12 protein-coding genes are annotated in these 12,107 nt (G+C 44.7%); 2 read left to right on the top strand and 10 right to left on the bottom strand.

The features are described 5' to 3' along the window. Positions 1 to 3 precede the first annotated feature (3 nt). The 8 genes from lgt to uvrB all read right to left on the bottom strand — a co-directional run bounded on the left by lgt (position 4) and on the right by uvrB (position 8,899). The gene (lgt, locus tag VK080_RS09815; RefSeq protein ID WP_324224592.1) at positions 4 to 849 is read right to left on the bottom strand and encodes a prolipoprotein diacylglyceryl transferase; all 846 of its coding nucleotides are present in this window, start codon (positions 847 to 849) and stop codon (positions 4 to 6) included. A gap of 11 nt (positions 850 to 860) precedes the next feature. Next, positions 861 to 1,793, bottom strand: coding sequence for an HPr(Ser) kinase/phosphatase (gene hprK, locus VK080_RS09810; protein ID WP_324224591.1), 933 nt, complete (start codon positions 1,791 to 1,793; stop codon positions 861 to 863). A 194-nt stretch (positions 1,794 to 1,987) separates the two neighbouring features. Further along, complete coding sequence (locus VK080_RS09805; RefSeq protein WP_324224590.1) at positions 1,988 to 2,344, bottom strand: phage holin family protein; 357 nt, start codon at positions 2,342 to 2,344, stop codon at positions 1,988 to 1,990. Then, the gene (locus VK080_RS09800; protein WP_324224589.1) at positions 2,344 to 2,538 is read right to left on the bottom strand and encodes a PspC domain-containing protein; all 195 of its coding nucleotides are present in this window, start codon (positions 2,536 to 2,538) and stop codon (positions 2,344 to 2,346) included. The genes VK080_RS09805 and VK080_RS09800 overlap by 1 nt, the downstream gene beginning before the upstream one ends. 30 nt (positions 2,539 to 2,568) lie before the next feature. Beyond that, entirely contained in the window at positions 2,569 to 3,234 is a 666-nt protein-coding gene (gene bshB2, locus VK080_RS09795) for a bacillithiol biosynthesis deacetylase BshB2 (RefSeq protein ID WP_324224588.1), read from the bottom strand. 56 nt (positions 3,235 to 3,290) lie between these two features. Continuing rightward, complete coding sequence (locus VK080_RS09790) at positions 3,291 to 3,641, bottom strand: YojF family protein (protein ID WP_324224605.1); 351 nt, start codon at positions 3,639 to 3,641, stop codon at positions 3,291 to 3,293. A 338-nt stretch (positions 3,642 to 3,979) separates the two neighbouring features. After that, positions 3,980 to 6,859 (bottom strand): excinuclease ABC subunit UvrA, encoded by a 2,880-nt coding sequence (gene uvrA, locus VK080_RS09785; protein WP_324224587.1) that lies wholly within the window; start codon positions 6,857 to 6,859, stop codon positions 3,980 to 3,982. A gap of 54 nt (positions 6,860 to 6,913) precedes the next feature. Then, positions 6,914 to 8,899, bottom strand: a complete 1,986-nt coding sequence (uvrB, locus tag VK080_RS09780) for an excinuclease ABC subunit UvrB (RefSeq protein WP_324224586.1) — start codon at positions 8,897 to 8,899, stop codon at positions 6,914 to 6,916. Positions 8,900 to 9,153: 254 nt separating this feature from the next. On the opposite strand from uvrB, the gene VK080_RS09775 reads away from it, so the two are divergent. Continuing rightward, complete coding sequence (locus VK080_RS09775) at positions 9,154 to 9,582, top strand: FixH family protein (protein ID WP_324224585.1); 429 nt, start codon at positions 9,154 to 9,156, stop codon at positions 9,580 to 9,582. Positions 9,583 to 9,749: 167 nt separating this feature from the next. Here VK080_RS09775 and VK080_RS09770 read toward each other — a convergent pair whose 3' ends face one another. Further along, the gene (locus VK080_RS09770; protein WP_324224584.1) at positions 9,750 to 10,862 is read right to left on the bottom strand and encodes an MGDG synthase family glycosyltransferase; all 1,113 of its coding nucleotides are present in this window, start codon (positions 10,860 to 10,862) and stop codon (positions 9,750 to 9,752) included. Positions 10,863 to 10,959: 97 nt separating this feature from the next. Between VK080_RS09770 and VK080_RS09765 the strand changes: the two genes are divergently transcribed. Continuing rightward, entirely contained in the window at positions 10,960 to 11,802 is an 843-nt protein-coding gene (locus tag VK080_RS09765; RefSeq protein WP_324224583.1) for a metallophosphoesterase, read from the top strand. A gap of 1 nt (position 11,803) precedes the next feature. Here VK080_RS09765 and VK080_RS09760 read toward each other — a convergent pair. After that, a partial coding sequence (locus tag VK080_RS09760; RefSeq protein WP_414672238.1) for a YkoP family protein occupies positions 11,804 to 12,107 on the bottom strand: 304 nt, incomplete at its 5' end.

The following is a 12,107-nucleotide window of genomic DNA, read 5'->3' as shown; positions in this document are numbered from 1 at the left end:
CTATCATTTCTTATTCTTTTTCATCTTTTTACCATCGTAATGTTTAGTGGCCATTCCAGATTTGCGTCGGTACCAGATTATAGCAATGACAGCCAGAACAATGATGATCGAAATGAGCTGTGCCATCCGGATTCCGGTTCCAGGCACATATAAGCTGTCTGTCCGCATACCTTCAATAAAGAACCGGCCGACCGAGTATGCCATTAGATAACTCAGGAATACTTCACCGCGCAACGGATTCCTGCGGCGCAATATCAACAGGAATATAAACACTAATATGTTCCAGACTGATTCATATAAAAACGTCGGATGATACATCACACCTTCAATGCACATCTGGTTCATAATGAAATCAGGCAAATATGTATGAAAAGTGTTAAATGTCGCCTCGCTGATCGGCCCGCCGTGTGCTTCCTGGTTCATGAAGTTACCCCAGCGTCCGATTGCCTGCCCCAAAATCAAACTTGGTGTGGCAATATCCGCCAGCTGCCAGAACGGAACATGTCTTACGCTTGCAAAAATAACGGCTGTCAAAACCGCCCCGATTAATGCACCATGAATGGCAATACCGCCTTCCCAGATGGCAAAAACGTCCCACCATGGTCCACCTGCATAGCGATCCCATTCAAAAATAACATAATAAATACGCGCAAATATGATGGAAACCGGGATGGCAAACACAACCAGATCAATCATCAAATCTTTTTGCAATCCCAGCCGGTCAGATTCTTTTGTTGCGACATACAACCCCAAAAAAGCTCCAAAGGCTATGATCAACCCATACCAATAAATGGTCAGAGGACCTATGTCCAAAAAAACAGGATCCAACGCAGGTGCACTGCACGTCAATTAAACCACCCCTAGTCTATAGCATTTCCCTCATCAATCATCTCTTTCAGCCGCTCGGAAAACTCTTCAGCAGCATTAACCCCCATCCGCTTCAGCCGGAAGTTCATGGCAGCAACTTCAATGATGACGGCAAGATTCCGTCCGGGACGAACCGGAATGGTTGCCTTGGGAAGTTCAACGTCCATGATTTTCATTTTTTCTTCGTCAAGTCCGAGACGATCGTACTGTTTCTTCTCATCCCACAATTCCAGATTGATAATCAATGAGATTTTTTTATGACTCCTGACAGCTCCAGCGCCGAAAAGGGTCATCACATTAATGATACCCAGCCCGCGGATTTCCAGCAAGTGCTCAATCAATGGTGGCGAATTACCGATCAGCCTGTCATAATCCTCCTGCCGAATTTCCACACTGTCGTCTGCAACCAGCCGATGTCCCCGCTTCACCAATTCAAGTGCTGATTCACTTTTGCCGACACCACTTTGCCCTGTCAGAAGCACCCCAACACCATAAATATCGACCAACACACCATGTATGGCTGTAAACGGCGCAAATTTTGCCTCCAGATAGTTGGTCAGCCTGCTGATGACACGAGTAGTTTTTCGGGGTGAATGCAGTATCGGGACGCCTGCCTTATCCGCAGTTTCCAGCATCACATCGGGAATATCCATCCCCCGTGAAATGACAATAACAGGGGTTATGTCGGTGCACAGCTGTTCCATGCGTTCTTTTTTGTCTTTATCCGGCAAATCAAGAAAATAAGCCATTTCTGTTTTGCCAATCAGTTGAACACGTTCTTTTGGATAGTAATGAAAATAGCCGGTCATTTCAATACCTGGACGATGGACATCACTTGAAATAATTTCCCGGTGAATGCCGTCACCACCTGCTACGAGGGTCAGGTTGAAGTTTTCCAGCAAATCTTTCGTACGGACTGTCGCCATTTATTGAAACCTCCATTAAATCCTGCATCATGCTGACTAATATTGTAGCATATTTTAGTATGATGCGCGTATTGTCATCGACTAATAGAACCGAAAAAATTAAAGGAGTGGGACAAAGGGTTGGGACAAAGGGTCAGACCCCATGTCCCACCGTGATGTCCCAACAAAAAATCGCAGGGGGACTTCACCTGCGACTATTTGACGGTTTCCCTGACAAGTTTGTTCAACAGCAAGTTCAATATGGATAAGATAACAGCTGCAATAATAGCTGTCCCAAATCCTTCAATAACAAATGAATCGTCCATGATGGCTTGTGTGATCATCAGTGTGATGGCATTGATGACAAATAAAAACAGCCCGAGTGTCAGTAACGTGATCGGCAATGTCAAAACAACCAATACAGGCTTAACAATGGCATTTAAAATACCAAGAATGACACTGGCCAACAGTGCAGTGCCAAATCCGTCCAGATGGAATGAACTGAATAGCTCTGCAACAACGACCAGTGCGACGGCATTCAAAAAAACCGATATAATCCAGCGAAGCAGCATTAACGCACCTCCCGCTCATTAGGGATAACGAAAATACCAATAATATAAGCGTAGATGGATGCACCGCCAGCAAATGCCAGTGCCACAAAAAGCAAGCGGACAATGGTTGGGTCAATATCGAAGTATTCCGCAAGTCCTCCGCAAATCCCTGCGATCATACGCTCAGAATTTGATCGATATAATCGTTTTCTCATGTTACACTTCCTCCTTTCACAGTAGTTTATTCAACGAAAATCCCAAATATAAAACGCCTCTTTACCCAGCTGCTGTTTGGCTGCTTCTTTCACATCATTTGTTGTCAAGTTTTCCTGAAATTGTCCCAATATCCCGCTGGCCTGTGATTTATGACAAAGAATGGCATCCATCTTTTGCTCAAAAAACGGCGTCACGTCATTAATGATATCCGGCTTTCCGAGTTCATCAATATAGTCATTGCTGATCGCCTGTGCCCAGACAGTCGGACGGCTTTCCGGATTCATCAGCCGGACTGCCTCGATAGCTGCTGCCCCCAGCGCATTATGATCGGGATGCACAGCATATTCCGGATAATGCGTAATAATCAGGCTCGGCTGAATCTCCTCAAGGATACCTTTTAAATGTTCGGCAACCTGACGTCTGTCTTCAAATTCCAATGTTTTATCACGGTACCCGAGCATACGAAGCTCAACATCCAATTTCGAACATGCATTTGTCAATTCTTCTTTGCGGATTTCCGGAAGTGTTTCCCGATTGGCAAACACGGGTGATCCCATATTTCTGCCCATTTCACCCAATGTTCCGCACAAATATGTGACGGGCACTCCCTGCTCACGGTATTTCGTAATCGTTCCGGCAGCACCGAATGATTCATCATCCGGGTGCGGATAAATGACAACAACATGGTTTTCCATCCTATTCACCTGACCCTTTGCTGCAGAGATTATGAGTGATTTCTTACAAATTTCAACTATTGACCAAGTGGTGTTTCACTGATATGCAATGCAACCATCAACCGACCTTCACGATCATGTCCGGCCAATAACAGCTGGTTTCCCTCATGCATCGTCCAGTCTGTCAATCCTTCCGCATATATCCAACCCATTTCCAGTTTTAATCCAACCCGATAGCTGTTGCCGGCACCAATAATTTTAGCCTGTGAAAAATTGACCTTTGCATTACGAATATATGCACCAACATTATAAGCTTTATTTAAATGGCTCGCATAGGCGCCATTCGTCGTTTCTAAATGAATATAAACATCTTTATCGGTAAACTCTTCCAACTGTTGTTGGACCCTTTCGATTTCAATTGGCTTCATCATCCAGTTCCTCCCAGCATAAACCTCTTCTTTAACCTTATCGGAATGACAGAATGGCGTCAAAAGTTTTGACCGGGATATGTTTGACTTCCCGATGATATATCTCCAGTTTGGTTGATATATCTTCTGTTCGGTCGATATTCTCGAAATTTGGTTGATATATCTGCAGTTTGGTTGATATCCTCGAAATTTGGTTGATATATCTCCCGTTTGGTCGATACCCTCTAAATTCGGTTGATATATCACAGATCCCCCCGATAAAAAGCAGGCACCTGATTCGCTTTTTACTTTTCAAACCAAAAATAAGACGGCAAACCAATAAGGTCTGCCGCCTTTACTCATTTTGTTCCGACTTTTTCCCGCTGTTTCATGTCACGTTCCATCCGCTTGCGATCCCGTTCCAAAATTGGCTTCAAATAGCGGCCTGTATACGACTGCTCGTTTTCAGCAATTTCTTCCGGTGTGCCGGTCGCGATAATTTCACCGCCGCCGTCACCGCCTTCAGGGCCAAGATCAATGATATGGTCCGCTGTTTTGATAACATCCAGATTATGCTCGATAATCAGTACCGTGTCGCCATTCTCGACAAGCCGCTGCAGCACATTCATCAACCGATTGATATCATCGGTGTGCAGACCTGTTGTCGGTTCATCCAAAATGTAAAACGATTTGCCGTTGGACCGGCGATGGAGTTCACTTGCCAGCTTGACCCGCTGTGCTTCCCCACCGGACAAGGTTGTGGCGGGCTGGCCGAGTTTGATGTAGCCAAGTCCCACATCATAAACTGTCTGCAGTTTTCGTTTGATTTTCGGAATATTATTGAAAAAGTTCAATGCTTCTTCAATGGTCATATCAAGAACATCCGCGATACTTTTCCCTTTATATTTCACTTCCAGCGTATCGCGATTATAGCGTTTGCCATGGCATACTTCACATGGGACGTACACATCCGGCAAGAAGTGCATTTCGATTTTGATGATGCCATCACCTTTACATGCTTCACAGCGTCCGCCCTTCACGTTAAAGCTGAACCTGCCTTTTTTATAACCGCGTATTTTTGCTTCATTTGTCTGAGCGAAAACGTCCCTGATGTTATCAAACACACCGGTATAGGTTGCCGGGTTTGAACGCGGTGTCCGGCCGATTGGCGACTGGTCAATATCGATTACTTTCTCGATGTTCTTGAGACCGTTAATCCGCTGGTGTTTACCCGGTTTGACTTTAGCACGGTTCAATTGTTTGGCCAGCGATTTGTATAAAATTTCGTTAACCAATGAACTTTTACCGGAACCAGAAACACCTGTAACAACTGTCAGCAGCCCGATTGGAAATGATGCATCGACATTTTTCAGATTGTTTTCCTCAGCGCCGACAACTTTAATCTGCTTGCGTTTATTCTGCTTGCGCCGTTTTGCCGGCAATGGTATATACTTATCGCCGGCGAGATATTGTCCTGTCAGAGATTCCGGGTTCTTCATCACGTTTTTCGGCGTATCACTGGCAACAATCTGACCGCCATGCTCGCCAGCCCCGGGACCGATATCAATCAAATGATCAGCTGCCAGCATGGTATCTTCATCATGTTCCACGACAATCAGTGTATTGTCCAAATCACGCATCTGTTTCAATGTATTGATCAGGCGATGGTTATCCCTTTGGTGCAGGCCGATTGATGGTTCATCCAGGACGTACAGGACCCCGGTCAAGGCTGAGCCGATCTGTGTGGCCAGCCTGATGCGTTGTGCTTCACCACCGGACAGGGTTCCGGCTCTGCGAGACAGCGTTAAGTAGTCAAGCCCGACATTATTCAGGAATTCCAGACGATCCGTTATTTCTTTCAGGATTAATTGAGCGATTGTTTTTTCTTTTTCCGTCAGGTCAAGATTTTCAAAAAATGCCTTTCCTTCTCTTATGGCATAATCAGTCACTGCGCTGATGTGCTTCCCGTTTATCAACACCGCCAGCGCTTCTTCCTTGAGACGGTGTCCGTTGCAGGTTGGACATTTTTTATCGGCCATATATTTTGACAGCAGATCCCGTGTGAAATCGGACGGTGTCTCCCGGTATCTTCGTGCGATGTTATTCAGGACACCTTCAAAATAAATATAATTATCACGCAGTTTGCCAAAATCATTTTTATATTCGAAACGGATTTTTTCTTTGCCACTTCCGTATAAAATCTTGTCAAGCTGTTTTTTCGGGATATCTTTAACCGGAATATTCATGTCAATGCCATAATGGTCACAGACGCTTTTCAGGAGCTGTGGGTAATACTGGGAACTGATCGGTTCCCACGGTGCAATCGCATGCTGTTTTAATGTTTTCTCCCAATCAGGGATAACGAGATCCAAATCGACTTCAAGGTTTGTTCCAAGCCCATCACAGGACGGACAGGCACCAAACGGGCTGTTAAATGAAAACAGCCGTGGTTCGAGTTCACCAATTGAAAAACCGCAGATCGGACACGCATGATGTTCACTGAACAACAGTTCTTCATCACCGATCACATCGACTATGATATTCCCGTCGCCCAATTTCAGTGCTGTTTCGATCGAATCACTCAAACGGCCGGAAATACCTTCTTTGACAATGATTCGGTCAACCACCACTTCAATGGAATGTGTTTTGTTCTTATCAAGCTGAATGTCATCTGTCACTTCACGCATCTCCTGATCGACACGGATACGGACATACCCTTCCTGTTTCAGCTGTTCGATCGTTTTGACGTGTTCCCCCTTACGCCCGGAGACAACTGGTGCAAGAATTTGCATTTTTGTCCGTTCAGGGTATTCGAGTATCCGATCCACCATTTGCTGTACTGTCTGGGAACTGATTTCGATTCCATGCCGCGGACATGTCGGCCGGCCAATCCGGGCAAATAATAGCCGCAGATAATCATAAATTTCCGTAACTGTTCCAACGGTTGAGCGCGGATTATTGCTTGTTGTTTTCTGGTCGATTGAAATAGATGGGGACAAGCCTTCAATAGCGTCAACATCAGGCTTATCCATCTGCCCTAAAAACTGACGTGCATAGGCGGACAAGGACTCCACGTAACGACGCTGTCCCTCCGCATAAAGTGTATCAAAGGCCAGTGACGATTTGCCTGATCCGGACAGCCCTGTCAATACGACAAAATTATTTTTTGGAATTGACACGTTGATATTTTGTAAATTATGTGCGCGTGCACCTTGGATTGTAATTGATTTGCTCGGCATGAACAGGTCATCCTTCCACTTTGCTTGGTAGTATTTGCTTAAAAGTCGCCGTCCTCAGGCGCCTTCTGCCTTAAGTTCAAGTACAATATCGCGAAGCTCGGCAGCCTTCTCAAAATCAAGCGCTTTGGCCGCTTCTTTCATTTCTTTTTCCATGCTGTCAATCATTTTTGCTTTCTCGGTTTTCGTCATCTCGGCAATATTCGTTTTCTTGTGCTCATAATCCTCAACGTCCTCAGCTGCTACCGTTGCCTGGATAACATCACGGACATCTTTGCGGATTGTTTTTGGTGTAATATTGTATCGTTCATTATACGCCATTTGTTTTTCACGGCGCCGGTTTGTTTCATCAATCGCAACTTGCATCGAGCTTGTCACCTTATCACCGTACATGACGACTTCCCCATTTTCATTACGTGCTGCACGTCCCATTGTCTGGATCAGCGAGCGCTCGGAACGCAGAAAGCCTTCCTTATCAGCATCGAGGATGGCGACAAGTGATACTTCCGGAATATCCAGTCCTTCCCGCAGCAGGTTAATGCCGACAAGCACATCGTATTTGCCGACCCGTAAATCCCGGATAATTTCAAGCCGTTCCAACGTCTTAATCTCCGAGTGCAGATAGGCAACCTTGATCCCGATTTCTTTTAAGTAATCCGTCAAATCCTCGGACATTTTTTTCGTTAACGTCGTGACCAGTACACGTTCATTGCGCTTGGACCGCTTTCTGATTTCCGCAATCAGATCATCCACCTGACCATCGATCGGTCTGACATGGACTTTCGGATCAAGCAATCCGGTCGGTCGGATAATCTGCTCGGTCACATCCGGTGCGTGTGCCTCTTCATACGGGCCAGGCGTTGCCGAAACGTAAATGAGCTGGTTCGTTGCTTTTTCAAATTCCTCAAATTTCAATGGACGGTTATCCAGTGCAGACGGCAGGCGAAAACCATGGTCAACCAGCACTTGTTTACGCGCTCTGTCCCCATTATACATTCCTCTGATTTGCGGCAGTGTCACATGTGATTCATCAATGACACACAAAAAATCATCCGGAAAAAAGTCAAGCAATGTATAAGGTGTCGATCCCGGTTCACGGAACGTCAGATGGCGTGAATAGTTTTCAATCCCGGAACAAAAGCCCATCTCTTCCATCATTTCGATGTCATAATTGGTGCGTTGTTCAAGACGCTGTGCTTCCAGCAGTTTATCCTGTTCACGCAGTTCAGCCAACCGTTCCTCCAGTTCAGTTTTAATATTTTCAATTGCTTTTTTCAGCTTTTCTTCACGGGTGACAAAGTGGGATGCCGGGAAAATGGCAACATGTTCCCGGTCACCGATAATTTCCCCTGTTAATGCGTCAACTTCCCGGATCCGATCAATTTCATCACCAAAAAATTCAATTCGGATACAATGTTCCTCGCGGGAAGCCGGAATGACTTCGACCGAATCGCCGCGCACCCTGAATGTCCCACGCTGGAAGTCAATGTCGTTCCGCGCATACTGAATATCGACCAGATCCCGTAACAGTTGATCGCGATCCTTTTCCATTCCCATTCTTAACGAAAGGACCTGGCTCTCATACTCTTCCGGTGACCCCAGACCGTAAATGCATGACACACTGGCAACAATCAGCACATCACGGCGTTCAAACAAAGCAGATGTTGCCGAGTGGCGCAGTTTGTCGATTTCATCGTTTATGCTGGCGTCTTTTTCAATAAACGTATCAGTCGATGGCACATATGCTTCCGGCTGATAATAGTCATAATAACTGACAAAATATTCGACAGCATTATTCGGAAAAAATTCCTTAAATTCACTATATAACTGCCCAGCCAATGTTTTGTTATGGGCAATCACCAATGTCGGACGGTTTATCTCCGTTATAACATTGGAAACCGTGAACGTCTTCCCCGTGCCCGTCGCACCAAGCAATGTCTGATGTCTTTGCCCGGCTTTCACCTTTTCAACGATTTCTTTAATCGCTTCGGGCTGATCGCCGCGGGGCTCATAATTTGCCACCAGTTCAAATTGATTTTCCAAACTGAAAACCTCCGTTCATTCCATTCCATGAATCTATTCTATCACAATAATGCTGATATTTTAACTGAAAAACGAACAAATATTCGTTTGGAGACTATTTATATTTCACTATCCATTTTACCCGATATGCAACCGAAAAATCATTCACAAAGGGTTCATATAAGTCGGTTGTTTCTCTTGGAGGCGGCTCGTATAATTAAATATAGAAAATTTTATAGAAAGGACGTTACCCAATTACCCATATGCGAAAATCAATGGTTATCATACTCATCGCCATTGTCAGCCTCCTTGCCGCATGCGGACAAAACGGAGATGCCGATAATGAATCTTCCAGCAATGAACCAGATACTGCAACACCAATTGAAGCAGATTTGGAAGTCCCTGAACAGGCTGATAAGGGTGATTCCGTTACGTTTACCGTCACTGTCACCCAGGACGGGGATCCTATATCAGATGCCAGTGAAGTGGAATTTGAAATCTGGCAGGACGGCAACAAAGACGCAAGTGAGATGATTGCGGCTGAAAACACTGGTGATGGCCAATACACCGTGGAAAAAACTTTTGATACAGACGCCGTCTATCACGTTCAGTCACACGTCACAGCCCGCAGCATGCATACAATGCCTGTCAAAGAAATTACAATCGGCAGCCCGGAATCGAATACAGAATCAGGTGAGGCATAAGGATTAAGACGGATACAGGACTGAGAAAAATTCAGCTGCCAGCGTCCTTTAGAGGTGGGAGTGTCAGACTTGAAGAAATCGGTGAGTTAGCCGATTTCAATAATGGCACCCTGAATTTGACGCTTTCTCAGCTTATGTAAACCAAAAAACATCAGCGTTTCATTCCGCTAATGTTTTTTCTTGAGCATATTTGCAATAATAGCTGGCAACGACCGTTGATCAAGGTGGCGATGATAGGCCTCAACATTTTCCTTATACATTTTTCGTTTAGTCTCATCCGTTAAAAAATGTAATAATTGCGCTTCCACATGTTCATCCATATCAACCGGAATCGCTGCACCCATCTGCTCCAGCTGTTCGGCATTGATTCTTTCCTGCCCCGGCAACGGGTGATATAAAAAAATTGGTTTCCGTTTCATGAGGCATTCATTGACTGTAACCCCCCCAGGCTTTGTCAGAACCGCATCAACCTGATCGTACAATCGATTCATGTCGGCTTTATTGTCGATATATGGAATCGGTGTTATCATTTCCCGCCGGTTCCAGCGTAATGCCCGATACAATGTTTCGTTTTGACCGCACAACACGATATAATGAATTTTACCCGAACTGAGTGTTGGCAGCAAATTTTTCAGTGAACCTGCACCCAGACTGCCGCCGGTAACCAGCACCTTTAAGGTATCGCCGTTCATCGATTTATTTCTTTTTTCTGACCGAAACGCATTATCAATTGGTATGCCTGTAACATAAATTTGTTCGGGCCGGACCCCTCTTGACACTAAATATTCCTTTACCATCAATGTCGGAACTAGGTGGTAATCAATCCCGTCAATTCCCCAAACACCATTTACGAAAAAGTCTGTATAAACATTAACTGTGACTGACTGCAGTTTGTTTTTCACTTTTAACGCACTCGCCATGTTCGATGGCAAAGCATGCGTACAAAATAGGATACGAGCATCATGCTGCTTGGTCAGCCGTTTCAAAAAATGGATGAACATGACTTCATAAAGATAACGCCGGTTATGTAAAGACGTCTGTTTATATGCAGCACGCTTGTACAACCAGTCATAAACATCCGGAAAAAATTTAATCCAGTTTAAATAGGTGGCAGAAACCATTTTCTCCAGACTGCCATAGCTGTATGACAAAATATCCACTTTGTCGCACACGATATCTTTATGCCAGGATTGGATTTCTCCAATCAATGCATCTGCAACATGATGATGACCCGTTGGAATTTGCATGAATGGTAAAAATAGTGCCTTTTGCTTCTCCATCGTTTTACCTCCATTGCAAACCAGCCCTTTTGGCTTCAATTACCAATGCCTGTCCCCTCACCTGGATGCTATAATTTAATTGGAGAGGAGTGATGCCATGACGTATTCAATCATAATGCTTATAATCGTTATTATCGGTTTTTGTCTATACAAAGCATATAAAAATACAGAAGATATACAGATTAATAAAATCAATATCGTGCCTGAGTCTGACGGACGACTTCCTGCATTATCAATCCTTCATCTATCCGATCTGCATTTGGAGAATATATCGTTAACACCGTCCCAGCTGGCGGACAAACTGAAAAATGAATCAGTCGATATGATTGCATTGACCGGTGACTTTCTTGACCGCAAGCGGACAATCCCAAAGCTGCTGCCGTATTTACGCGTTTTACGTGATATGAAACCTGCATATGGTATTTACGCCGTTCTCGGGAATCATGATTATGTCCTGAAAGACCGGGATTTAACGAAACTTATTACCGTTTTAAAGCAGCATGATATCCATGTTCTGCAGAATGAGAATGTCAATTTTTCAATCAATGGGCACGTTATCAATATCATCGGGATTGATGACTATAGCACGAGACGCAGCAACCTGTCTCTGGCTTATCAGGGTATAGAAGAAGGCACGAATATTGTTTTGACACATGATCCCAACGTCGTTCTTGATATGCAGGGCCATCCTTTCGATTATTTGATGGCCGGACATTTCCATGGCGGCCAAATCTGCTATCCCAAAGCATATCATCTTGTTAAAATGGGCCAGCTCGCAAAGCAGAATATGATTAAAGGATTGCATATGCATGACAAAACACCTTTTTATATCAGTGAGGGACTTGGACAGACCGGTCTTAATATACGTATTGGCTCGAGACCCGAAATAACGTTTCACCAAATCCCCATCAGTCCCATCAGTCAATCCGAAAGTGCCTGATTTACACTTTTGGGTAATTCAGCAGCCGGTTCGTGGACATGAACAAATAGGCAGGTGGATCCCCGTTTGAGCTGTCCGCAATAAAATTAATAAGCAAGCATGTCAGTTGTTTGTACAGACGGTAAAATCGGTTTTGGATTGAAAAGGTTTCGAAGCCCAGCCGCCGTGTCCCTCTGTTCAGCATGGTTATCCCAATCACAGCTTTTATTTCACGGCTTCTTGGATGCTTTGCAACGTATCGGGAAAGACTCTTTAAATCATCCCTGACCATATGATACAGCAGTAAGGCTCGCTGAACTTCGCTT

The organism is Lentibacillus sp. (genome assembly GCF_035301925.1).
Classification (GTDB): Bacteria; Bacillota; Bacilli; order Bacillales; family Amphibacillaceae; genus Lentibacillus.
This window is presented reverse-complemented; position numbering and strand designations above follow the sequence as displayed.